The sequence below is a fragment of the Marinobacter orientalis genome, assembly GCF_004792665.1.
GTDB lineage: Bacteria > Pseudomonadota > Gammaproteobacteria > Pseudomonadales > Oleiphilaceae > Marinobacter > Marinobacter orientalis.
The window spans coordinates 41,927-65,201 of sequence record NZ_SRZX01000005.1; the positions used below are offsets into that span (position 1 = coordinate 41,927).

General features: G+C 56.9%; 16 protein-coding genes. 9 read left to right on the forward strand and 7 right to left on the reverse strand.

The annotated features are described in order from the left end of the window. Positions 1-62 precede the first annotated feature (62 nt). Genes DIT72_RS13710 through DIT72_RS13720 form a run of 3 tightly spaced genes read right to left on the reverse strand, consistent with a single transcriptional unit; the run spans position 63 to position 3,312 of the window. Positions 63-1,013: an alpha-L-glutamate ligase-like protein gene (locus DIT72_RS13710; protein ID WP_135955813.1), complete on the reverse strand. Its 951-nt coding sequence runs from the start codon at positions 1,011-1,013 to the stop codon at positions 63-65. Beyond that, positions 1,013-2,530 (reverse strand): inactive transglutaminase family protein, encoded by a 1,518-nt coding sequence (locus DIT72_RS13715; protein ID WP_135955814.1) that lies wholly within the window; start codon positions 2,528-2,530, stop codon positions 1,013-1,015. The genes DIT72_RS13710 and DIT72_RS13715 overlap by 1 nt, the downstream gene beginning before the upstream one ends. Further along, positions 2,527-3,312: an ATP-dependent zinc protease family protein gene (locus tag DIT72_RS13720; protein WP_228260822.1), complete on the reverse strand. Its 786-nt coding sequence runs from the start codon at positions 3,310-3,312 to the stop codon at positions 2,527-2,529. The genes DIT72_RS13715 and DIT72_RS13720 overlap by 4 nt, the downstream gene beginning before the upstream one ends. A gap of 291 nt (positions 3,313-3,603) precedes the next feature. Between DIT72_RS13720 and rmuC the strand changes: the two genes are divergently transcribed. Then, positions 3,604-4,959, forward strand: coding sequence for a DNA recombination protein RmuC (rmuC, locus tag DIT72_RS13725; RefSeq protein WP_228260833.1), 1,356 nt, complete (start codon positions 3,604-3,606; stop codon positions 4,957-4,959). Positions 4,960-4,964: 5 nt separating this feature from the next. Continuing rightward, complete coding sequence (locus DIT72_RS13730) at positions 4,965-5,822, forward strand: hypothetical protein (protein ID WP_135955816.1); 858 nt, start codon at positions 4,965-4,967, stop codon at positions 5,820-5,822. Here DIT72_RS13730 and DIT72_RS13735 read toward each other — a convergent pair. After that, positions 5,807-6,826: an AraC family transcriptional regulator gene (locus DIT72_RS13735; protein ID WP_135955817.1), complete on the reverse strand. Its 1,020-nt coding sequence runs from the start codon at positions 6,824-6,826 to the stop codon at positions 5,807-5,809. The two genes, DIT72_RS13730 and DIT72_RS13735, sit on opposite strands and share 16 nt — an antisense overlap. A gap of 185 nt (positions 6,827-7,011) precedes the next feature. Between DIT72_RS13735 and DIT72_RS13740 the strand changes: the two genes are divergently transcribed. Together DIT72_RS13740 and DIT72_RS13745 are read left to right on the forward strand one after the other, a co-directional pair. Next, positions 7,012-8,136 (forward strand): CaiB/BaiF CoA transferase family protein, encoded by a 1,125-nt coding sequence (locus DIT72_RS13740; protein WP_135955818.1) that lies wholly within the window; start codon positions 7,012-7,014, stop codon positions 8,134-8,136. Between the two features lie 173 nt (positions 8,137-8,309). Then, on the forward strand, positions 8,310-11,018 hold the full coding sequence (locus DIT72_RS13745; RefSeq protein WP_168355062.1) for a penicillin acylase family protein: 2,709 nt from the start codon (positions 8,310-8,312) through the stop codon (positions 11,016-11,018). 125 nt (positions 11,019-11,143) lie between these two features. On the opposite strand, the gene DIT72_RS13750 is transcribed toward DIT72_RS13745, so the two are convergent. Further along, a complete protein-coding gene (locus DIT72_RS13750; RefSeq protein WP_135955819.1) occupies positions 11,144-13,948 on the reverse strand; it encodes a hypothetical protein in 2,805 nt (934 codons plus the stop codon). A gap of 296 nt (positions 13,949-14,244) precedes the next feature. Then, the gene (locus tag DIT72_RS13755) at positions 14,245-15,018 is read right to left on the reverse strand and encodes an enoyl-CoA hydratase (RefSeq protein ID WP_135955820.1); all 774 of its coding nucleotides are present in this window, start codon (positions 15,016-15,018) and stop codon (positions 14,245-14,247) included. Between the two features lie 202 nt (positions 15,019-15,220). Here DIT72_RS13755 and DIT72_RS13760 point away from each other — a divergent pair, with 202 nt between their 5' ends. Continuing rightward, positions 15,221-16,735, forward strand: coding sequence for a fumarate hydratase (locus DIT72_RS13760; RefSeq protein WP_135955821.1), 1,515 nt, complete (start codon positions 15,221-15,223; stop codon positions 16,733-16,735). Between the two features lie 15 nt (positions 16,736-16,750). Here the strand turns inward: DIT72_RS13760 and DIT72_RS13765 are convergent, their stop codons facing one another. Then, a complete protein-coding gene (locus DIT72_RS13765) occupies positions 16,751-18,205 on the reverse strand; it encodes a protein adenylyltransferase SelO (RefSeq protein WP_135955822.1) in 1,455 nt (484 codons plus the stop codon). 291 nt (positions 18,206-18,496) lie between these two features. Here DIT72_RS13765 and DIT72_RS13770 point away from each other — a divergent pair, with 291 nt between their 5' ends. Genes DIT72_RS13770 through DIT72_RS13785 form a run of 4 tightly spaced genes read left to right on the forward strand, consistent with a single transcriptional unit; the run spans position 18,497 to position 23,267 of the window. Beyond that, positions 18,497-19,444, forward strand: coding sequence for a hypothetical protein (locus DIT72_RS13770; RefSeq protein WP_228260823.1), 948 nt, complete (start codon positions 18,497-18,499; stop codon positions 19,442-19,444). Between the two features lie 11 nt (positions 19,445-19,455). Beyond that, entirely contained in the window at positions 19,456-20,259 is an 804-nt protein-coding gene (locus DIT72_RS13775; RefSeq protein WP_135955823.1) for an HAD-IIB family hydrolase, read from the forward strand. A 31-nt stretch (positions 20,260-20,290) separates the two neighbouring features. Continuing rightward, complete coding sequence (locus DIT72_RS13780) at positions 20,291-21,511, forward strand: glycosyltransferase family protein (RefSeq protein ID WP_135955824.1); 1,221 nt, start codon at positions 20,291-20,293, stop codon at positions 21,509-21,511. 25 nt (positions 21,512-21,536) lie between these two features. Further along, positions 21,537-23,267 carry a sugar phosphorylase gene (locus DIT72_RS13785; RefSeq protein ID WP_135955825.1) on the forward strand — a complete coding sequence of 577 codons (1,731 nt, stop codon included), beginning with the start codon at positions 21,537-21,539 and terminating at the stop codon, positions 23,265-23,267. Positions 23,268-23,275 lie beyond the last annotated feature (8 nt).

Genomic DNA, 23,275 nt, shown 5'->3' on the forward strand with positions numbered 1-23,275 from the left:
CAGCGTTTGACCTAAAAAACCGGGGCCTTGGCCCCGGTTTTTTTGTATCTGGAATTCGCGGTTCAGATGCTGGAGGCAAAGGTTTCCATTGCGAAGGCCGCCCGTTCTTCGGGTGTGAAGTGTGGCTTGCGAATGGCTTCAATTTGCCTGAGGCGTGGCAGCAGTCCGCGCCCATTGGCCATCTGGATAGCCAGGCCAGGGCGGGCATTCAGCTCCAGTAGCAGTGGTCCCTCGTTGACATCGACCACCAGATCGACCCCCATATATCCCAGCCCGGTGGCCTCGTAGCAACGGGATGCCATCACCAGCATTTCCTGCCAGTCATCGATAACGATGTTTTCCAGTGCCAGGCCTGTATCCGGGTGTAACAGGATAGGGCGGTTGAATTGCACCGCATTCAGGCCATGTCCGTTGGCGATGTTCAGGCCTACGCCAACGGCGCCTTGATGCAGATTCGCCTTGCCATCAGAAGCCTTGGTGGCCAGCCTTAGCATCGCCATCACCGGGTAACCCTGAAAAACCACGATACGGATATCCGGCACACCCTGGTAAGAGTACCTGGCCAGCCCCGGAATCGACTCCACGAGATTTTCAACAACGGCCACGTCCGGTGTACCGGCGAGTGAATAAAGGCCGGCAAGGATGTTGGAGAGATGTCGCTCGAGATAGGCTGAGGGCACGCGCGCCCCCGAGGCCTTGATATATTCGTCGCCGTCTCGCCCCGTTATCACGGTAATGCCCTTGCCGCCGGACCCCTTGGCGGGTTTGATGGCAAAACCCGTGAGATCGTCGGCTATTTGCCTGAAATGGGGAATCTCGTGCTGCTGTCTCACTACCTGAAGCAGGCGAGGTGTACGGACATCATACTCGGCCACCACCAGCTTGGTTTTGAGCTTGTTGTCTACCAGTGGATAGGAGGCCCGGCTGTTATAACGGGCAATGTAGTCCACATTGCGCCGGTTCATGTTCAGCATCCCCAACTGATTGAGCTTGAAGGGTGAGATCCAGCCCATCAGTCGTAGGCCTTCATGGGGTGAAACCGGCGAAGCTCAGACAATTTGTAGCCGGTGTATTGACCCATCAGCAGGATCAGCCCCAGCACCACGAAGTGCAACTCGGGAAAATTGAACGTCAGATGCTCTGCCAGGGGGGCACTCATCAGCAGAAAAGCGCAAACTGCCACGAAAAGGCTGCCAGCACCCTGAACGAAGACCTCACGGGCGCCTTCTTCCTCCCAGAGTATGGACATGCGTTCGATGGTCCAGGCGATAATCACCATGGGAAAGAAGGTCACCGTCATGCCGGTGTTGAAGCCCATCTGGTAGCCGACAATGCTGAGTCCGGCGGTGATGAAGATCACCAGAATAATGAGTGCCGATATTCGCGATACCAGAAGCAGGTTCAGGCTCGACAGGTAGCCGCGCATCAACAGGCCGATGGCCACCACGGACACAAAGGCGATGAGCCCCGGAATCAGCGTGGTCTGTACGAAGGCCACGGCAATCAATATCGGCATAAAGGTGCCGGAGGTTCTTATGCCCACCACGATACGCATGAATGCGACAACAAGGGCGCCCAGTGGCAGCAGCAGAAGCATCCTGAACATGCCCTGTTCTTCGATGGGCAACTGGTAAAGGCTCAGAAAGCCCAGCCCGTTCTCGGCGGACTGTGCCTGGGCCAGCTGTAATGCCGGCACAGTTTGCCTCAGCATGGAAAAGCTCACTTCAGAGTCGTCTCCCCCCACCACATCAAGCAGGGACGTGGCAGCCTGGCGCCACAGCAGCACGTTTTCCGGCAGCCCCTGCTCGGCAGTGCGGGGATTAAAGGTCAGCCATTTGTTGCCATCGTAGATCTGCAGGAACGGGCGCAGCTGCTGCCGGCGCCGTGCATCTTCCAGGGCCAGTCCGTCGGCAGTGCGCGCGGGAATACCGGCGTGGTTGAGCATCCGGTTCAGCAGGTTAATATAATTGTCATTGGAAACCAGCAGGGTTGTATTCTGTGCGCTGCTATCTGGTTGCAGCAGTTTGATCAGCTCCCGTGTCATGCTTTCCGGTGTGCTCGACCTGGCGGCGGCCTGCTGAAGCAATTCTTCCACGGCGGTTGCTTGAGGCTCTTCCCAGAATGCCGGTTCAGGCTTCGGCTGCTGCCGGGGCCTGTCGGGCTGTATCTGCTCGTCGGGAACCAGCTGCACCTTGAAATAAAGGGTCTGGGCTCCGCTGACATCGCGTTTTGACCACTCGGCCCGGCGTTCGCCGGAATCTTCCACGATAGAAAAACCATAGCCCGGTGAGGCGGCCTGTTCGGAAATGATCCGGAACCCCGGGGGCTGGTCCGGGATGTTCATGCTGGCGAGCACCGGCTCGCCGGTACCTGTAAAATCAATTCGGGCCTCTACCATCCACACCGGTTGCTGCTCGCCCGTAAACCAGGGAATCCTCAGCTCTACATGGCGCCAGACAGCGATAGAAATCCCTGCCGCAATCAGCAGGAGAATGGCAAAGTAAAAGGGTATGCGGGAGCGCGAAGTCAAGATTCATCCCCATTGTTTTCTTCGGGGAGGTCATCGGGAAGTTCCGTCGCGAATTCCTTGCCAACGTCGATCAGCATGACGTCTCTCAGTATATTGCGTCCGACGAGGACGCTATGGGACAGATGTTCGCGGTTTGTCAGGGTAAATTCCGCCTGTTGCCGATGATCACCGATCATGAATTGCAATTCGACCACCACGCGCCGTTCGGATTCGTCCGTAGTGGACTGGATGATTCTGACGCGGCGGGAAACTTCGTGCTCGATGGTTTCAAGATCATCCGAACCCGGCACCGGAACGTCAAAGCGGACCCAGTTATTGCCATCCCGCTCGAAACGGGTAATGTTTCTGGCATCAAGTGACGAGGTTTCAGCTCCGCTGTCAATGCGGGCGTCATAAACAAGCCCCGGTCCCACCAGATAGAATTTTTCCACCTTGCCGACAATGACCTTGCCTTCGAGCCTGTCGGCTCTGCCATCGCTACTACTTTCGGCTATGGTGCAGACCGGTTGTTCCGGCGCTGGTGGACAGGCGGGTTTTTCGACCTGTTCGGTGATAGCCTGCAGGATGGTTTCGGTGGATTCCCTATTAACGCGGGTCAGAGCCTGGACGTTTTCCTCTGCACGGCTTTCAAGGCTGGAAATCTGCTCACTCTGCTTTTCGACCGAGGTGTTCAGGGTCTCAAGGTCGTTTTTTTCCACCATGAAGTAGCGATCTGTAGTGCAGCCAGATAGCAGAAACAGAAACATTGTGGCGGCCGTAATCTTTCCAAAACCCGAGCGCATAAAAAACATCCGAAACCTCTGAAGCCGCGGCGTGAATTCTCGAATCCCGGAATACCGTCATAAAGAATGCCGCAATTAACGTCGTTGCCGTGGTGGGGCAAGTTGAATGATTCATAACGGGGAAGTATACAACATCACGTATCCAATGGGGGCACCGCGCAAAAAGGTTCCGTTAATACGGTAAACTGTGGTCACAACGTTATTTTCCAGTAATCAGTCAAGGAGATCAGGGTGCCCGAGGCCGTTGTTGCTGTAATGGAGAACCAGCCGGAAATCGTAGTGTCCGGGATCATGCTGGCCCTGGCTTTCTGCTTTCTGATTTTCCTGGTTGTGAAAGGTAACCGTGCCACCGAAAGCTGGCGCCAGCGCGCAGCAGCGCTGGACAATCAGGTGGCCGGTCTGGAGTCTGAAAGCAGATCCCGGCTGGCGCGAATCGAGCAACTGGAAACCGAAAGAGTATCGCAGCAACGGCGTGCCGATGAGCTTGCAAGGGAACTCGGCAACGCAAAAGTCGCCCTGCGAGAGCAGGAAGTGACTCTGGACAAGGAGCGCCGGGCCACCACAGAAAAGCTGGAACTGCTGGAGCGCAATCGTGAATCGCTGAAACAGGAATTCGAGAATCTTGCCAATCGTATTTTCGAACAGAAAAGCGAACGCTTCAGCCAGCAGACCCGCACCAGCATCGATACCCTTCTGAACCCGTTCCGGGACCAATTGCAGGATTTCCGCAAGCGGGTGGAAGATGTCTACACCAGCGAAACCCGCGATCGCCAGGCCCTGAGAAGCGAGATCAAGTCGTTGCAGGAGCTGAATCGCCAGATCACCGAAGAAGCTTCCAACCTTACCAGGGCGCTCAAGGGTGACAAGAAAATCCAGGGCAACTGGGGTGAACTGATTCTGGAGCGGGTACTGGAGCGCTCCGGCCTGCGCAAGGGCATCGAGTACGAAACCCAGGGCAGCTACCGCGACGATGACAATCAGCTGTTGCGGCCGGACGTGATCGTTCACCTGCCTGACAAGCGCAACCTGGTGGTGGACTCGAAAGTATCCCTGCTGGCCTATCAGCAGTGGGCAACGGAGGAAGACGAAGCCGCCCGGGAAGAACCCTTAAGGCAGCATGTCGAGGCTGTGCGCAACCACATCCGCACACTGAGCGAGAAAAACTACAGCCAGCTCCACGGCATACATTCGCCCGACTTCGTATTTCTTTTCATGCCCATCGAACCGGCATTCGTGGCCGCTTTTCAGCAGGACGAGAACCTATTCGCAGAAGCATTTGAGCGAAAGATTATTGTGGTTACACCAACCACGTTACTGGCCACACTGCGCACCATCGAGAACATCTGGCGATACGAACGCCAGAGCCAGAACGCACGGCGGATTGCAGACAGGGCCAGTGCGGTTTATGACAAACTACGGGTGTTTGTGGAGGCCATGGAAAAGCTTGGCAGCCAGCTGCACACCGCCCAGGGCAGCTATGATTCGGCAATGAACACCCTGACCCGGGGCCGGGGGAATCTGATATCCCAGGCCAATCGCTTTGTGGAGCTGGGGGTTCGTGTTAAAAAAGAACTTCCGAAAGCGATTATGGACCAGGCAGAAGTGGATGCCGAAGAAGACGTCGCCCGGGACAACCAGCAGGAGTAGATAACATGGTGAGGATAATTCGAGCCGGGCGCAGTTCTGTTTGTGGCCTTGTGTTGGCATCTCTACTGATGAGCAGTCAGGTTGGCGCACTGGAGCCGGAACATGAAATCCGCCGCTTCATGCTGGCCACTGAAGAGGCTGTTGCCGCAGAGAACTGGAGTGAGGCAGGAGAATACCTGAACCGTATTCAGCAATTGGAAGGGGAAAAGCCGGCGGATTATTTCTATTATCGCGGCCGGGTAATGATGGAGTCGGGCCACTTCAACGAGTCGCGAGCGGCACTTGAACACTACGTCGGCCAGGCGGGTGCAGAGGGCGAGCACTATACCGACGCGCTGAAACTGATTACGCGTGTCGAAAAGGTTCGAAAACAGGAGGGTGCCCGAGCCAGCCAGAGCAGCAGTGAGCCCGTCGCAATTATCAAGCCGGCGGATGGCGAGTCAGTGGAAAAATTGAAGCAGCTGTATCTGGCGGATTCGGATGCGCAAGCCCTGGTGATTCACGCCAATACTCTACTTGAGGGAGCCGGGTGGCGAGAGGACCAGCGGATCGTAAGGCTTGACCAGCCCGCCGACATTTCCTACAAGCTCGACAGGCGTAACGATCTGATCAGCATTCAGGAATCCCGGCGCGAGGACAATGGCAGGGTGGTCAGAACCGCAGAGAGCCTGGGTGTGTTCGGGGTTAATCCGCAGGTCGAGTGGAATTGTGAAAGCGCCATCGCCAGTTGCTGGATATACGACCCGCGGGACGGTTCGCGTCTGATGAAACTGGGCCATGACCGCGAGCAGGCGCGTGACATCGCGCGCACCCTTGGTCGCCTGATAAAGACGATGCAGAGTACCGGTCAGTCCGGCAACTGACCCCGTTCACCCTCGCGGTAAGCCCCGGGGGTGACCCCTGTCCACTTCTTGAAGGCGCGATGAAAGGTGGACGGCTCGGTGAAGCCGACCCGGAAGGCAATATCATTGATGGGCAGGTCCGGTCGCGACAGGTAATAGATGGCCATATCCCGCCTGAGCAGATCCTTGATCTCCTGAAACGACGTGTTTTCCTGCTTCAGCCGCCGCCGCAGGGTCTGTGGGCTGGTGTGAAGCTCCGTGGCAATCCACTCGAAATCCGGCAGAGAGCGGGTAAAGTCGCGGCCGATCAGCGCCCGGATACGGCCGGTGAAGGTGTTGCTCTCATCGGGGCGGGACAACAGGTCGGCGGGCGAGGTTTTGAGGAACTGGCGCATTTCCGGTTTGTCGCGGATCACCGGTGCCTGGAGAAAACGCTTGTCAAACGTCAGCGCAGTCTCACCGGCATCAAACGAAAGTGGGCAATGGAATATATGCCGGTACTCGTCGCCGTGGGGTGGCCGAGGATAGCTGAATTCTGCTTTGAGCAGTTCCACCGGCTGCCCGATCAGCCAGCTGCCCAGCCGATGCCAGATAACCAAAATGCTTTCCCGGAAAAAGTACATCGGGTCATCAATATCGCCTTCAATGACCGTTTTCAGCCGCGCCGCTCTGTCGTCCACTTCCAGCTTCATGGCTACCATCGGCTCGAACAGCCTGCAGAACTCGTACGCACGGCGGTACACCGCCTCGAGATTGGGGCAGTCGATCACCAGGGCACACATGGTGGCAAAGGTTCCGGTACGACACCTCCTCGGGCCCAGCCCCATGAACTCATCTTCCATCACATTCCAGACAGCCTGCAGCAGGCGGCTATACTGGGTGCTGCTGACCCGGGCCATCTCGATCTTCAGCAGGTCCGGTGAAATACCGGCGTCCCTGAGCAGGGCCCGGCTATCAAAACCGGTCCTCTCGGCGCCGATGAGTGCGGCTTCCACGAAGTGCCTGGAAACGGTGAGTTCCGACATGTCATCCTTTATCCTTCTGTGAATGAAGCCCATCATAAAAGCCCCCGGGTACAATGCAACCATTGCCCCGGCTGTACGCTGGAAGAAATGGCCAATTGGAATGACGAAACCGGCAGTTGGCCCGGCGAAGGAAACAGGGCAGCATCAGCACTGCACCAACAACAGGAACAGAAAAGGAGAAACACATGCCCGGCCCGCTAAGCCAACTGAAGGTACTGGATTTCAGCACACTGCTGCCTGGCCCCTATGCCACCATGCTGCTGGCAGATATGGGCGCTGACGTACTGCGAGTGGAAGCCCCTGACCGGCTGGACCTCACCCGGGTCATGCCTCCGCTGGAAGACGGCGTAAGTACCGCCCACACCTTCCTCAACCGTGGCAAACGCTCTCTGGCCCTGGACCTGAAAAAAGAGGGCAGTGCGGACGTCATCAAACGCCTGGTCAAGGATTACGACGTGGTGATCGAGCAGTTTCGCCCGGGCGTGATGGACAGGCTGGGAATCGGCTACGACACCCTCAAAGCCATCAACCCCGACCTTATCTATTGCGCCATCACCGGCTATGGCCAGACCGGCCCTTACAAAGACCGGGCCGGGCACGACATCAACTACCTGTCCCTGGCTGGCGTGTCCAGCCACTGTGGCCGCAAGGAGACCGGCCCACCACCGCTGGGCATCCAGGTGGCCGACGTGGCTGGGGGCTCTCACCATGCGGTAATGGGCATCCTGGCAGCAGTGATTCACCGCCAGCAAAGCGGGGAAGGGCAATACATCGACATCAGCATGACCGACGCCGCCTTCGCCCTGAATGGCATGGCCGGAGCCGCGGCTCTGGCAGGAGGCCAGGAACAGCGACCGGAAAGCACACTGCTTAATGGCGGCACTTTCTATGACTATTACCAGACCAGCGACGGCCGCTGGATCTCCGTGGGCAGCCTGGAACCACAATTCTCGGCACGATTGTGCGATGCCCTGGATATCCCGGAGATGAAAAGCTTTGCACTCAGCCAGAATCCCGAGCATCAGCAAACCATTCGCGAGGCCCTGAAAGCGGCTTTTGCGCAGAGGACGCTGGCGCAGTGGGAGGAGGTATTCTCGGATGTGGACGCCTGCATTGAGCCGGTGTTGACGATCACCGAAGCCGCTGATCATCCCCAGATGAAAGCCCGCAATATGGTCATCGAGGTGGCCAAAGGCGGTGGCGGCTTCCAGAAGCAGATCGGCCATCCGATCAAGTTCAGTGCGACGCCGTGTGAGACTCACTATGCGGGGCGCCTGCTGGGCACGGATAACGACGATTTGCAGCGTTGATCTGTTCCACTTCGCCTTAAAATACTCATTCTGACAATCAATCGCATTGCCATCCGAATAGGAAAGGAATGCAGAATTAGCTCATATCGGATTATGGGTTTCTCTGCTAATTTTTGAGAGTGAGTCCTCTTTGGCTCACTCTCAAGATCACAATGGACAATGGATAAAGGACTATGAAATTACTTCCTAAACCTTTCAGGAATGGCAATAAAGGCGTAGTGAAAGCGGCTGGAGTGGCGCTGGCCAGCAGCTTTTTGATCGCGGGTTGTTTGTACAGTAGCGGCTCTTCAGCTTCCGAGGGCGCAGTGTCCGATAGGGCAGTTTCCAAAAGCGCAATGAAGAAACGGCTTTCCCCACCAAACGATAAATATAAGGCAATCATAAGAAGAACGACGAACGGGGTTCCCCATATCAAGGCGGCTAATCTTGCTTCGGCGGCGTTCGGGCATGGTTATGCGCAGGCCCAGGATAATGTATGTGTATTGGCGGAAGCGATTGTCAAGGCCAGAAGCGAAAGGGCGAAATATTTTGGCCCCGGTCCGGACACTCAATTTGGTGTGGGACTGAACATCGTCAATGATTTCAGCTATAAGGCACAAAAAATTCACAGTGGTGCTGAAGCCGAGTTTGCGGCACTGACTAACGAAAGCCGTGCACTGACTGAGGGCTTTACTGAAGGCTATAATCGTTACGTGACGGAGACGGAGCCGAGCGACCTGCCCGAGGAGTGCAGGGATCAGGAATGGGTGAAAGTGATTACACCTGCTGATCTTCTGGCCTATTATCGGGTGGTGGGGCAGTACGCCAGTGGGGCTTTATTCGCCACTGGCGCTGTATTTCTGGCGGTTCCTCCCGGCCAGAGCCCTGCACCGCGTGCGGTAGGTCCGGTTAGCAATGCGGAGGCAGTGGATAAGCTCCTTGAAAACGTCGTGGCAACTGCCCGGGCCGGGGCGAAATCGGACACCAACTTCTCTGGCACCGGTCTTGCCAGCAACGCCTGGGGGATAGGTAAATCCATGACCGAGCAGGGGCGTGGCGCCCTCCTGGCAAATCCGCATTTCCCCTACACAGGACATCGTCGCCTTTACGAGGTGCAGATGACAGTGCCGGGTTATCTTAATGTTCATGGCGCCGGGCTTTTGGGTACAGCTATTCCACTGATCAACTTCAACGCGAATCTGGCCTGGTCCCATACCAATACCGCAAGCCGTCAGTTTACCTGGTACGAATTGGTGCTCAAGGATGGCGACAACCTTGCGTACGTAAAGGACGGTGTTGAGAAGCCGATCACCACCGAGACCTACCAGATTGATGTAAGTGTGGACGGTATGGCTGAACCTCTGGTTCTGGAGAGAACCTTTTACTTCTCCGAGTACGGGCCAATGATTGCGGCGAATGCCCTCAGCAACCAGTTGCCAGCCTGGAGTGATAATGGAGCACTGAATTCTTCAGCACCTGTGGCGCATACCTATCGTGATGCCAATCCCGATACAGGTGGGCTGCTCGAAACCTGGCTGCAGATGAGCCGGGCCAGCAATCTTGATGAATTCCAGAGCATCTTCAAAAATTGCGGCTCCACCTTGTGGACCAACACGGTCTACGCTGATGATCAGGGCAATGCCTTTTATATAGACAGCAGCTCCGTACCAAACCTCTCGCAAGAAGCTCAGGCATTGGTCAACCTCAGGAGGGCAGTCAGCCCCGCCTATGCCGGTCTTTTCGATCAGGGTGTCACCTTGCTGGATGGCAGTTGGTCGCAGGAAGACTGGATTGAAACTGAATGCGGTCCGCTGGTGCCCTATGAGCAGAAACCAAAACTGGTGCGTTCAGACTGGGTTCAGAACTCCAACAGCAGCCATTGGGCCACGAATCCGGATGACTTCCTGACAGGTTTCTCACCGCTTTTCGGTGATGAGGAAGCACCGATCAACGCCCGTACCCGGCTGGGCCTCAAGATGCTTCAGAACCCCATGGATCCGGGTTTCGCCGATGCACCGCTACCTGCTGGCCAGGATGGGAAATTCAGTGCCGAAGAGCTGGTCGGTGTAATCTGGAACAACCGCGCCTGGTATGCAGAACAGTTCCTGCCCGAACTTCTGGAGCGCTGTGATGCGATTGGAAATACCGCCGTCAATGGAGTCGACCTGTCGTCATGGTGCGCTCCTCTGGGTTCATGGGATGGGTTGTACAACCGGGACAGCGTGGGCGCGCACATCTTCCGGGTGTTCATGGCGAACTATCTGGGCGATATGAGCACAGATCTGACGACACCCTTCAACCCCGCCGCCCCGGTAGCAACACCTGCGGACCCATCGCGGGACAACGCCGGTACCGCTGACGACACCATGCTGCTGGCGCTCGCTGATGGTGTTACTGTCCTGCAGTCCCAGAGCATATTGCCGACGGATGCCCTTGGTGACCTCCAGTACCACCGTCCTTCGGGCGGGGTGGTGCCGGGTAGTGACGGTATTCCTTACTTCCAGACTCAACCGATCCCATGGCATGGCGGAGATGAGAGGGTTGATGGGGCTTTCAACGCGATCGGTGTGGCGCCGGATGAATTCGCTGAAGACACCCGCTTCCCGCGGATTGCTCCGACTATTATTCCGAACACTGCAGGGCTCTCCGACGGTACAGACGGAGTCGATGGGTGGCTGGTGGCTCAGGGCACCAGCTGGCTCTTCGGCCTGGAGTTCACCAAAAAGGGCCCGGAAGCCTATGGCCTTGTGAGCTACTCCCAGTCTACTGATGCCATGTCCCCGTTCTTTAGCGATCAGAGTGAGCGTTATTCCAACAAGGCCTACCGCCAGCTGGTATTCACTGAAAAAGATATTCAGGCAAACCTGTTGCCGCAGGGCAAGACAGTGATTACACAGGAGTGAGATCGCACTACAAGTAATTGCAGGTCCTTCTCTGATTCTGCGATCTTCAGCACCAAAAAAAGCCCCGGAATTCTTATGTCTTCCGGGGCTTTTTTGTTATCGGAATGGATTCCGAGTTGCTGTTGTTACGGGTTTTGTGGCGTCGGTTCGTTGTCTTTCACGAAGTTGGCATTATTAAACCCGATTGACCCACCATCACTTGCAAAGAACGAAATGATATTGGTTGCCATATCAGCAAATACAGCGGTGCCTGCCTGATCTTCAGGCTGAATAATGGTGTTATGAGTCCCTGCTTCAAAGCGAACCACGTTGGCGCCAGCGCCCGCAACTGTGGCTTCAGTGGCATTTCCGGCAATGGTGGTGGCTTCCAGTTGCATGATCAGTGGCTCTGTTCCAGCCAGTGGTGCAGGAAGGGCCATTCCAAGTGGAGCGGTGTAGTCACCGGCGTAAGCGACATCGGCTGCTACCGGAACAGTCCGGTCCTGCGTCGAGCGGTTCGTGCCGTCACCATAGATTTCATTCAGGTATAGCTGGGTTCCACCGACGACAAGAGAACCGGCAAAGTTATGGGGTTCTACGCTGTCCAGGGATGCCTGAGCGACGTTGAAGAACAACTCCAGATTGCTGGTTCCCTGAGTAAGCCCGGACTGCCCGAGGCCAGCAAGAATCCGCGGCGCGATTGACTGCGAGTTCTCCAGCAGTTTGGCGATACCAGCACCCGGGGCGACGAAGGCCGCTGCGGTGAACGGGATCAGATTACTGTTACCGATGGTTGCTTCCTGGGCGGCATCGTTAACCAATGTGACCAGTGAGGTGCCAAGGATGCCGCCGAGTGAATGGCCGACGTAGTAAACTTTTGACTGGCCGGTACCATCTAGCTGGACGTCGACATCGTCTACGAATCCGTTGCCATCAATGTCTAACAGGTTAAGGTTTACAAGACTGGCATTAAGGTTGAGAAGATCGACTACGCCCTGACGATTATTATCGCGGGCCGCCGGCAGATTCGACAGATTGAGGAAGAACTGAGCAGAAGAACCTACCGCTTCCTCCACCTCAGTAGAGTACTGCATGCGGGCTGGGTCCCCGGTTGCGGTCTGCCCCCAGCCAAAATGCCTTTCATTCATAGGTAGTGGGCTATCTGCAAATGTACCGTCTTGCTGTTGGACTACATCCACGCTGAAGGGCAGCGAAGGATCGAGTTCGCCTGTGGCAAGTTTAGGAGCGATACCGTGCATCGGGAGGTCCATAGCAACAGTGATATAGCAGGACCCTGCCAACTGATTTCCCAAAGCGAGGCTGTGAGAACGATTGCCAAAAATACCATGCTGATAGATGACTACGTCATAAGGCCCAGCGCAAGCTGTGGTGGCCTCGTCAGGGACGGAAAGCATAAGTGGTACAAAGACGATGTCCTGTTGTCCGGCAAACGGATAACGGTAGGTGATTTTGTCTGATGGAGGAGTGGTTCCTGGATCATTGCCTGCACCTGCATCAATGATGCCGCCGACAGTCGTAGACGCTTTCCATGTTGCATTAAGATTGGACGGATCTGTAGCCGTCGGGACAGGCAAGTAATAGGGCAGTTGAATGCCTGCCTGGATAATTTGGCCGGGGTTTGCTGATTCGCCCAGTGCATCGCTGGCGGCAATGCGAGTATCCTCAATTAAGTTTATATCGCGAGGCGTGGGATTACTGAAGTCGGCGCCATTAGTTGCGAGGCTTGCTTCAGTTCCTGCGGCCCGCTCCTTGAGTGTCGGAGAAACGCTCTCTGCCTCGCCGACAGCCTGACCGGCAACTTGCGCAAGAGTTCCGTACTGTTGTGAAGGATCCAGTTGCTCGAATGTGTCCGCATTGGCTGCCAAGTATTTTGCAATGGCTTCTTGACGAGTCGAAACGATGGAGTTTTTGTAAAAGAACTGGGCAGGGGATGTCGCAGCTTCAAGCACATCCTCAGTGCCACCGGTTGTGAACGTAAGAGTCAGAGCAAGACTGTCCGCAGTCAATGGAGGCAGACCTGCGGCTTCACGGCTGTTGTTGGTTAGCGCGTTGAAGTACCCGGTCGCCAGGCTTTCCCAACCCTGGATAGCGCCACGAACCGGGGCTAATGCGGCGTTACCAAGCGGCTCATCTGGATTGCTGATATTTTGGTAGGAGGGTGAGCCGACAATAGGGTCCCCTGCATCGTCCTCAATTTCGTTGGTTACGACGACCAGGTATTTCTTCTTGGGATCCAGCGGGCGCAAGGGTGTTATGCGCAGGACATTGTCTGTGCCACCATCCAGGGAAACGATTTCGGCACGAAACTCGTTATTGAAATCAAATACCGCTCCAGCGGTTTCCGGACTGGGGTTTTGTTGCGCAGCGCGGAAGGCAAGTCCCAGATCAAAAGTGGGGGTTTCTCCGGGGAAGGAGGTCCTCTCAGGCGCGGGGATTTCACCTTCCTCAACCAGTTCATTGATCAGCTTGGTGTAATGACTTCCATTATTCAACAGAGAGTCACCACCGGGAAAGTCCAGCGAAAGGAGAAAAACGTTCTGCTGGGGGTTCGGTGCAGGTGCTCCGCCAGCACCTTCGATGACAGACGTGTAATTCAGGGTATTCGGATCGACCGATGCAGAGAGTTTGATGTCGAACTGAGCTGTCGTGGATGAACCATCCATAAAGTCCAGCGCGTTAGTAATAGCATTCTCATCAGAGCCATTCAGCGTGCCGTCCGCGCCGGCGCCCTGAGCAAACTGAAGATCTGTCGGAACAGGAAGCTCACTGGTAAGAGGATTAAAAACGGGCCAGGTTTTTCCTGTAAAATCCGGATTGGTAATCTGCGGACTAGGATTAGCGTTTTTGGACCCTGAGCCGGCGCTGTCAAAGCAACCTGTAAGCCCAACGGAAGAAGCCACGGCAAGACTTATTAGAGTTTTCTTGAGCATGGGGTGGAACCTTTTCCTGTTGTTGTGTCGTTATTTTCGGCAGCTGACGGGGCCGGTCTGGCCCGGTAAACCCGTTGTCAGTGGCCTGTTCTGCTTATCTTTTTGTCTGAAATTCTGGCCAGCGATCTGTGCCAATTTCTGTATCTTTGACTATAGCGAGAGTAAGGCAACAGTTGATCGCTCTAAAGTGTGATTCTGGCCATTGGAAGCCCACCCGCACGGTCGGAGTTCGGCTTCATTGAAAAATAGTTTGCCCCGGGAGGTTTGTCGAGTCCTTCCGAGGGCCTGCAGCCCGCCTAACTGAAGTTTGAGAAGTCCGGCTTTCTTTTTTCCGTAAAGGCCTTGATGGCTTCGGCGTTTTCCGGCGATTCCAGGCGTTCTGCAAACCGTTTTCCCTCGGCCAGCATGGTGGTTTTCAGATCATCTGCGTTGGCCTTGTTCAGCAGTTCCCGGGTGGCGCGGATGGCGGCAGGCGGCTGGGCCGCAATCCTGGCGCAGGCTTCCAGCGCAGAGGCTTCCGTCCGGGCCGGCTCGCACACGCGACTGATCAGGCCCATGTGCAGGGCTTCATCGGCGCTGAAGGCGTCGCCCAGCATCAGCAGTTCCGCTGCGCGTACCCGACCAAGCCAGGCGGGCAGCAGCAGGCTGGAGCCTCCTTCCGGGCACAGTCCCAGGGAGGCGAAGGGCATCTGGAAGCGGGTGTTGTTGCCGGCGAACACCATGTCGCAGTGCAGCAGCATGGTGGTGCCAATACCCACGGCCGGGCCGTTTACGGCTGCGATGATGGGTGTGTTGGTGGTCGCCAGCAGGAACAGGAAACGCCCCACCGGTGTGTTTTCGAAATCGCCGGGCAGGCCGGCGGCAAAATCGGCCAGGTCGTTGCCGGCGGTGAAGCAGTCTTCGCTGCCGGTGTAAAGAATGCAGCGAATATCGCTGTCTTGCTGGGCCTGTTCAATGGCCTCGCCGAGGGCAGTGTACATATCATGGGTGAGGGCGTTTTTGCGGTCCGGGCGGTTGATGCGGACCGTCAGAATATGATTGTTCTTTTTGGTGAGGACGAGGTCGGTCACGGTGTCTCCTGCGATGAAATAATCGAAGATGGCGACGATGTTACATTTTTTCGTGGCTGTTTAGCCAAGATTCCGGTTAAAAACCTTCGCCGTCTGTCTGATCCCGCGTTTTCGGATTTTCTGGTAAACTTCGCGCTTCTGTTTTTCGAGCTTTCACAGTTTTTACAACCCCGATCGATAAACCTGACCTGATGAGACGCCTATGACCACCGTAATCCGCCAGGACGACCTGATTGAGAGCGTAGCGGACGCGCTGCAGTTCATTTCCTACTACCACCCGAAAGATTTTATTCAGGCAGTGTACGAGGCCTATCAGAGGGAAGAATCCCAGGCGGCGAGGGATGCCATGGCGCAGATCCTGATCAACTCCCGCATGTGTGCCCAGGGCAAGCGGCCGATCTGTCAGGACACCGGCATTGTGACGGTGTTCGTCACCATCGGCATGGATGTCCAGTGGGATGCCGACATGGCGCTGGACGACATCATCAATGAAGGCGTACGCCGGGCTTACACCAATGCTGACAATGTATTGCGGGCGTCGGTATTGGCAGATCCGGACGGCAAGCGTGCCAATACCAAGGACAATACGCCGGCTGTTATCCACTACAAAGTGGTGCCGGGCAATACCGTGGATGTGCACGTGGCCGCCAAGGGCGGTGGTTCTGAAGCCAAGTCCAAGTTTGCCATGCTGAATCCGTCGGACTCGGTGGTGGACTGGGTACTGAAGATGGTGCCGCAGATGGGTGCTGGCTGGTGTCCGCCGGGAATGCTGGGTATCGGTATCGGCGGTACCGCCGAGAAGGCAATGGAACTGGCAAAGGAATCCCTGCTGGACCCGATCGATATTCATGATCTGCAGGCCCGTGGTGCCTCGAATCGCGCTGAAGAGCTGCGTCTGGAGCTGTTCGAGAAAGTTAACGAGCTGGGCATTGGCGCTCAGGGCCTGGGCGGCCTGACCACGGTTCTGGACGTGAAAGTGAAGGATTATCCCACCCACGCCGCCAACAAGCCGGTGGCGATCATTCCGAACTGCGCCGCCACCCGTCACGCGCACTTCGTACTGGATGGCTCCGGCCCCTCACTGCAGACTCCGCCGAGCCTGGAAGACTGGCCGGAAATTACCTGGGAAGTGGGGGACAGCGTGCGCCGCGTGAACCTGGATACGGTGACACCGGAAGATGTGAAAGACTGGAAGCCGGGCGAAACCGTGCTGCTTTCCGGCAAGATGCTGACCGGTCGCGACGCTGCCCACAAGAAGATGGTGGATATGATCGAACGCGGTGAAGAGCTGCCGGTGGATCTGAAAGGCCGTTTCATCTATTACGTGGGCCCTGTCGATCCGGTGCGTGAAGAAGTGGTTGGCCCCGCAGGCCCCACCACCGCGACCCGAATGGACAAGTTCACCCGCACCATGCTGGAGCAAACCGGCCTTACCGGCATGATCGGCAAGGCCGAGCGTGGTCAGGTGGCGATTGATGCCATTCGCGAGTTTGGCGCTGTCTACCTGATGGCGGTTGGTGGCTCTGCCTACCTGGTCTCCAAGGCCATCAAGCACGCCGAAGTAGTGGCCTTCGAGGAGCTGGGTATGGAAGCCATCTACGAGTTTGAAGTGGAAGACATGCCGGTCACGGTAGCGGTCGACTCCAAAGGCTCCTCCGTCCACCAGACCGGGCCCGCCGAATGGCATGAGAAGATCATCGCCGCAAAAGCGGTCTGATACTCCCGGCCGGAATTACGACGAACAACTGATGCTGAGGTGCTTCCCCCAATTCGGGGGAGGCGCCGCGTACTCCTCGAAATGCGGCTGTTCGTCGAACGGCTTCTTCAGCACCTCCAGCAGCTCCTTCATCGGCTTGTAGTCCCCGCTCTGTGCTTCCAGGATCACCTGCTGTGCCAGGTAGTTTCTCAGAATGTACTTGGGGTTCACTTTGCGCATCTGGTATTCCCGCTCGTCATGGGCACGGGTTTCCGATTGCAGGCGCCGTTCATAGCGTTCCAGCCACTCATCCGCCACGCTGCGATCCACAAACAGATCACGGATCGGGGCCGAGCCACGGGAGATGAGGCTGGAAAGCCCCCGGAAGAACAGGGTGTAGTCCACATGGTGCTCGTGCAGCATGCTGAAGGTATCCATGATCAGGCTCAGGTCGGATTCATCCTCCAGCGCCAGCCCCAGCTTGTCCCGCATGTTCTGCAGGAAGCGTTCGTTGTAGGCCACCTCATAACGCCGCAGCCCCCGACGCACATCATCTTCGTTCATCACCGGCAGCAGCGCATTGGCCAGATACTGGCAGTTCACGAAACCGATGTTGGGCTGGCGATTGTAGGCGTAGCGGCCACCCTGGTCAGTGTGGTTGCAGATGTAACCGGCGTCGAAATCGTCCAGAAACGCGTAGGGGCCATAGTCAAAGGTATCACCGATGATCGACATGTTGTCGCTGTTCATCACGCCGTGACAGAACCCCACTGCCTGCCAGTCCGCGATCATCCGCGCCGTGCGCTCGACCACCTCAACGAACCAGCGCTGGTAACGCTCGTCCTGCGGCAGATCAATCAGGTGAGGAAAGTGCAGCGCAATCACATGCTCCATCAGGGCCCGCAGGGTCTCCTCGCCTTCATGATGCGTCGCAAACTCAAAATGCCCGAAGCGGATATGGCTTTGGGCCACCCGCATCAGCGCCGCCGCGGTCTCAATTGACTCCCGCCGCACCGGATCCCTGGCACTCACCATAAACAACGCCCGCGTGGTACGAATGCCCAGCGCCGCCATCGCCTCACTGCACAGATACTCCCGAATGGTAGAGCGAAGCACCGCCTTGCCATCACCGAACCGCGAATAGGGCGTCATCCCGGCCCCCTTGAGATGCCAGTCCCAACGCCGCCCGTCCGGGCCAATGGTCTCCCACAACAACAATCCACGGCCATCCCCCAGATCCGGGTTATACATCCCGAACTGATGCCCCGTGTACTTCATCGCCACCGGATCCATCCCCTCCAGCAATTCCGTCCCGGCACCCACACCGGTCCACTGCTGCGGATTCTCCGAGTGAAAACCCATCTCCCGGGCCAGATCATCGTTAAAACACACCATCCGCGCATCTTTCAGCGGTGTTGGCTGCACCCGCGTATAAAAACTGTCCGGTAGCTCAAGATAGCGATGTTCGATTTTAAAACCGTTGCTGCTCATAATGAATCTTGTCTGTTTTACTGAGTAGTTAACTCCCAAGTCTGAGAGCGGTGGTGGAAGCTGTCCTTTGCAGACCGTGCATTGCCAGGGATGGCAATGCCGAGCCCCCATGGACGGGTTCACGGCGTGTCTGCAAAGGACAGCTTCCATCGCCGCGTACTCCGAAGTTCATAACGCCAGTGTCCCAGATAACTCCCGGCCATCACAAACACACCCGCTTCCAACACCTATACTCCAATTGGTACAAAACCTGCAAAACCCGAAACAAACCAACAAGAGGGAACCAAGAACGTGTCCGCACCCGATCTGACCACCACCATACAAAACCTGATCAACCAGGAATCCCTCCCTGCTTCCTACGCCGACACCGTAAAAAAGACCATCCTCCCCCTCGCCCAACACATCCACAGCCTCCGCAAAGCCCGGGAGGAACCCGTCGTCATCGGCATCAACGGCGCCCAGGGCACCGGAAAATCCACCCTGACCGAATTCCTCAGGGAACTGCTGACCACCCATTACCGCATGCCCACCGCCAGTTTCTCTCTCGACGACCTCTACCTTACCCGCGCCGAGCGCGAAAAACTGGCACAAGATGTCCATCCGCTATTTATCACCCGCGGCGTCCCCGGCACCCACGATATTGCCCTGGGCCAGCGGGTCATCGACCAACTGAAAGCTGCCGGCCCCGGTACCGAAACCCGCATTCCCGTCTTCGATAAATCCCGCGACGACCGCAGCCCGCAGCACCTCTGGCCGGTATTCCGGGGCAGGGCGGAAGTGATCCTGATCGAGGGTTGGTGCATGGGCGCTGCACCCGCAGCCAGCGAGTCGGAACTGATGCAACCGGTCAATGAACTGGAACGGTCGGAAGACCCTGAAGGCACCTGGCGACAATACGTTAACCGGTGTCTCAAGGGTGGGTATGGCCGTTTTTTCAATCAGATCGACAGTCTGATTATGCTGCGGGCGCCTTCCATGGAATGTGTTCTTGAGTGGCGCACTCTTCAGGAGCACAAACTCCGTGAGCGGTCCGGCGTTGCACCGAAAGAGAGCGAAATAGCGAGTGAGGCTGCACAGCCATCGCGCATCATGAGCGATGAGGAGGTCGTGCGCTTCATCATGCACTACGAGCGAATCACCCGTGCCAGCCTGGATGAAATGCCGGCACGTGCCGATTGCCTGATCAATGTGGCTGAAGACCACAGTTTCGGTGAACCGCTGATACGTCAGCGATCCTAGAGGACGCAGCCATGCCCAGACCCCGTCTGGTTCTGTTTTCCGACCTTGATGGCACCCTGCTGGACCACGACAGCTACGACTGGTCCCCTGCGAAACCCGCGCTGGCGCGCCTCGCAGCGAGTGAGATACCCGTGGTGCTCAATTCCAGCAAAACCGCAGGCGAGATCCGTGCGGTCAGGCAGCAACTCGGTAACACGGCCCCTTTTATCGTGGAAAACGGTGCTGCAGTCATTATCCCCGCGAACTATTTTGAGCCGGGCCCGGAGCAGGTGCGGAGTTTCGGGGCATCGCGGGATGAGGTGCTGGCGCTGCTTGGGCAGTGCAGGGCGGAGGGTTTCCGGTTTCGCAGTTTCTCGGACATGAGCCCGGCGGAACTGGCCCGGCACACCCGCCTCTCGGAGTCGGAAGCCGTACTGGCGAAAGACCGCGTCGGCACAGAGCCGTTGCTGTGGCAAGGAGACGGGGATTCTCTGGTCCGGTTCCGTCAGAAACTGGGTGAGCATAACTGCCGTCTGGCGCAGGGTGGGCGCTTTCTTCATGCCATGGGCACCTTCGATAAAGCCGATGGGGTCCGGTTTTTGCTGGGTAAATACAGGCAGCATCATCCCGTTGAGAGAGTCATCGCTGTTGCGCTGGGCGACAGTCCCAATGACCAGCACATGCTGGAAGCGGCGGATATTGCGGTGATCGTTCGGGGTGTGCAGTCCGGGAGCGTGTCCCTGCCGTCACAGAGCCGCGCCATAAAGTCGATCAAGACTGGCCCGGCCGGCTGGAACGAATGCGTACTGAATCTGTTGATTGAGTACGGTTACTGAAACCGGGTCTTGGACTAACAGGAGAGCCGCCATGGGCGACTTTTATCAGAACGGCATCATCACCACCCTCCATAATCTGTGCCGGCGACCGGTCGAAGAGCTTGAGCGGGAACTGATGAGCTTTCGCAAGACCCGACCCATGTCGCTGGTATTGCCATCGCTGTATTCAGAACTGGAAGGTCCGGCCCTGAAGAACATCGTGAAGGAACTGGCAAAGGTGCCCTATCTTGAGCAGATCGTCATCGGCCTGGACCGCGCCAATGAACAGGAATATCGCCATGCCCTGGAGTACTTCGCCGGACTGCCCCAGCATGTGCGGGTGCTGTGGAATGATGGCCCAAGACTGAAGGCTCTGGATCGCCAGCTTCAGGAGCAGAACCTGGCACCCACGGAAATGGGCAAAGGCCGCAACGTCTGGTACTGCTTCGGGTATGTACTTGCTTCCGGCATGAGCAGATCAGTGGCTCTGCACGATTGCGACATACTGACCTATTCCCGTGACATGGTAGCCCGGCTGATCTACCCGGTAGCCAATCCCAACTTCAACTACATGTTCTGCAAAGGCTATTACGCACGGGTGGCGGATAGCAAAATGAACGGCCGGGTCAGCCGCCTGCTGGTCACGCCGCTGATCCGCGCCCTGAAAAAAGTCTGCGGCCCCAATGACTTCCTGGATTATCTGGACAGCTATCGCTACCCGCTGGCCGGCGAGTTCTCCTTCCGTACCGATGTGATTGACGACCTGCGCATACCCAGCGACTGGGGGCTGGAAGTCGGCGTGCTGTCGGAGATGAAACGCAACTACGCCACCAATCGCCTGTGCCAGGTGGATATTGCCGATACCTACGATCACAAGCATCAGGAGCTGTCCCCGCAAGATGCCAGCCGTGGCCTGTCCAAGATGAGCACGGATATCAGCAAGGCGCTGTTCCGCAAACTGGCCACCAATGGTGAAATCTTCTCCAATGAAAAATTCCGCACCATCAAGGCCACGTATTTCCGCATCGCGCTCGATTTTGTGGAAACCTACCAGAGCGATGCTGTCATCAACGGGCTTACTTTTGACCGCCACAAGGAAGAGAAGGCGGTGGAACTGTTCGCCCAGAACGTCATGAGGGCAGGGGCCTATTTTCTGGACAACCCCATGGACACGCCTTTCATTCCAAGCTGGAATCGCGTCACCAGCGCCATTCCGGATATCAAGGAACAACTGCTTGAAGCCGTGGAGCTGGACAACGAGGAATATCGCTAGTGCGCACCGCGCCGGAGCCCAAGCCATGAGCAACACCCTGCACCACAAGCTCGCCACCATGCTGGAGGTGGTTTATCCCGCCACTGATACCGGCTTCCTGGCGGACCAGCTCATCAAAACCATGGGGCTGGAGCCGGACACCCCGGCGCCTCCCGCCCACCAGAATAACTGGGACGAAGCCGATGTCATGCTGATCAGCTACGCAGACACGGTTCAGAGCAGTGACGAAAAGCCCCTGAAGACCCTGTTCCGGTTTCTCGAGGACTGCCTCAGGGACACGGTATCGGCAGTGCATATCCTGCCGTTCTTTCCGTACAGTTCGGACGATGGTTTTTCCGTGATGGACTATCTGTCAGTGAACGAATCCCATGGTGAATGGGAAGACATCGAGCGCATCGCCGGTAATTACAAAGTGATGGCGGACGTGGTGATCAACCACATGTCGGCCCGAAGCCGCTGGTTCGAGAACTTCAAAAAACGGATTGATCCCGGCAGGGATTATTTCTTCGAGGCCAGGCCTGCCGACGACCTGAGCGCCGTGGTCAGGCCCCGGACATCGCCGTTGCTCAATGCGGTGCAGACAGACGACGGCGAGCGTTATGTGTGGTGTACCTTCAGCGAAGACCAGGTGGACCTGAACTTTGCCAACCCGCAGGTGCTAAACGAGTTCGTGGCCATCATCCGCTATTACCTGGAACGGGGCATAACCATTTTCCGGCTGGATGCCGTGGCGTTTTTGTGGAAAGAGGTGGCTACACCCTCCATTCACCTGCAACAGACCCACGAACTGATCAAGATACTGCGGCTGCTGATCGAGCATCACACCCCTCATGGCGTGGTGATCACCGAAACCAACGTCCCCAACCGGGAGAACCTGACCTACTTTGGCAACGCCAACGAAGCCCATGTGATCTACAACTTTTCACTGCCGCCATTGCTGATCAACACGCTGGTTACCGGCAACTGCCGGCACCTGAAAACCTGGCTGATGAGCATGCCCCCGGCCCAGATGGGCACCACCTATCTGAATTTTATCGCCTCCCACGACGGCGTGGGCCTGCGCCCGACCGACGGGCTGCTCTCGGAGAAAGAAAAGCAGCGGCTGATCAATACCATGGAATCCTTCGGCGGCAAGGTGTCCTATCGGCGCACGCCGGACGGCAAGGATCAGCCCTATGAAATGAACGTTGCACTGTTTGATGCGTTAAAGGGAACCGCAGAGCGGGGCGCAGACCATTGGCAGTTGCACCGGTTTATCTGTGCCCACACCATCATGCTGGCTCTCGAGGGTATTCCCGCATTCTATATCCACAGCCTGCTGGGCACCGAAAACGACCGCGAGCGGATGGAGAATACCGGACGTCTGCGCTCCATCAACCGCAGCCAGTGGAACCTGGACCGGCTGGAGGCAGAGCTGGCGGACCCCCTGAGCCATCACCACAAGGTGTTCACCGAACTCAAGCGGCTGATCGCCATTCGCCGCAGGCAGCCGGCTTTTCATCCCAATGCCACCCAGTTCACCCTGCACCTGGGCCTGCAGCTGTTCGGCTTCTGGCGCCAGAGTATGCGCCGTGACCAGTCCATTTTCTGCATCCATAATGTTACCGACGAGGTACAACAGGTCTCCCTGGGGGATATCAATCTGATCGGTACCGACCAGTGGCAGGATCTGATCTCCGGCCTCCGGATAGACGACCTGTCCGGGTGCCTGACCCTCAAGCCCTATCAAAGTGTGTGGCTGTCCAACCGGGAATGATGGCAGAA

Excerpts from the sequence above, each read along its gene's own strand:
- DIT72_RS13710 (WP_135955813.1), bottom strand. The coding sequence starts at position 1,013 with ATGGGCTGGATCTCACCCTTCAAGCTCAATCAGTTGGGGATGCTGAAC.
- DIT72_RS13720 (WP_228260822.1), bottom strand. The coding sequence starts at position 3,312 with ATGCGCTCGGGTTTTGGAAAGATTACGGCCGCCACAATGTTTCTGTTT.
- rmuC (WP_228260833.1), top strand. The coding sequence starts at position 3,604 with ATGCTGGCCCTGGCTTTCTGCTTTCTGATTTTCCTGGTTGTGAAAGGT.
- DIT72_RS13730 (WP_135955816.1), top strand. The coding sequence starts at position 4,965 with ATGGTGAGGATAATTCGAGCCGGGCGCAGTTCTGTTTGTGGCCTTGTG.
- DIT72_RS13735 (WP_135955817.1), bottom strand. The coding sequence starts at position 6,826 with ATGTCGGAACTCACCGTTTCCAGGCACTTCGTGGAAGCCGCACTCATC.
- DIT72_RS13740 (WP_135955818.1), top strand. The coding sequence starts at position 7,012 with ATGCCCGGCCCGCTAAGCCAACTGAAGGTACTGGATTTCAGCACACTG.
- DIT72_RS13745 (WP_168355062.1), top strand. The coding sequence starts at position 8,310 with ATGAAATTACTTCCTAAACCTTTCAGGAATGGCAATAAAGGCGTAGTG.
- DIT72_RS13750 (WP_135955819.1), bottom strand. The coding sequence starts at position 13,948 with ATGCTCAAGAAAACTCTAATAAGTCTTGCCGTGGCTTCTTCCGTTGGG.
- DIT72_RS13760 (WP_135955821.1), top strand. The coding sequence starts at position 15,221 with ATGACCACCGTAATCCGCCAGGACGACCTGATTGAGAGCGTAGCGGAC.
- DIT72_RS13765 (WP_135955822.1), bottom strand. The coding sequence starts at position 18,205 with ATGAGCAGCAACGGTTTTAAAATCGAACATCGCTATCTTGAGCTACCG.
- DIT72_RS13775 (WP_135955823.1), top strand. The coding sequence starts at position 19,456 with ATGCCCAGACCCCGTCTGGTTCTGTTTTCCGACCTTGATGGCACCCTG.
- DIT72_RS13780 (WP_135955824.1), top strand. The coding sequence starts at position 20,291 with ATGGGCGACTTTTATCAGAACGGCATCATCACCACCCTCCATAATCTG.
- DIT72_RS13785 (WP_135955825.1), top strand. The coding sequence starts at position 21,537 with ATGAGCAACACCCTGCACCACAAGCTCGCCACCATGCTGGAGGTGGTT.